The 246-nt window shown below is 62.6% G+C and carries 1 protein-coding gene; it reads right to left on the bottom strand.

The genetic code is table 11. The features are described 5' to 3' along the window. A partial coding sequence (locus F0Q32_RS26000; protein ID WP_149465184.1) for an alpha/beta hydrolase occupies positions 1-246 on the bottom strand: 246 nt, incomplete at both ends.

Here is a 246-nt window from a genome sequence, read left to right as displayed (position 1 = left end):
ATCGGCGTGGGGAAACGGCGGCCCAGTAACCCCTGCGTTTTCAGCGAATAACGGTTCAGTTCAATGCGTAGCGCGTCATCGGAGGCATCATGCATGCCCAGACGCGAGGCGAGGACGTCGAGATACATCTCTGGTACCCGGCCCTGACGCAACGGGTCATTCAACAGGCAATGCACGACGGGGCCCAGGCAGGCCACGCCGCGCAGGCGCTGAGATTCGAGATACGCCAGGCGAACCGCCACGTTC

The organism is Pseudocitrobacter sp. 73, from assembly GCF_008369545.1.
Lineage (GTDB): Bacteria > Pseudomonadota > Gammaproteobacteria > Enterobacterales > Enterobacteriaceae > Pseudocitrobacter > Pseudocitrobacter vendiensis.
Note: the sequence above shows the minus strand (reverse complement) of the source record. Positions and strands in the feature narration are given on the sequence as shown.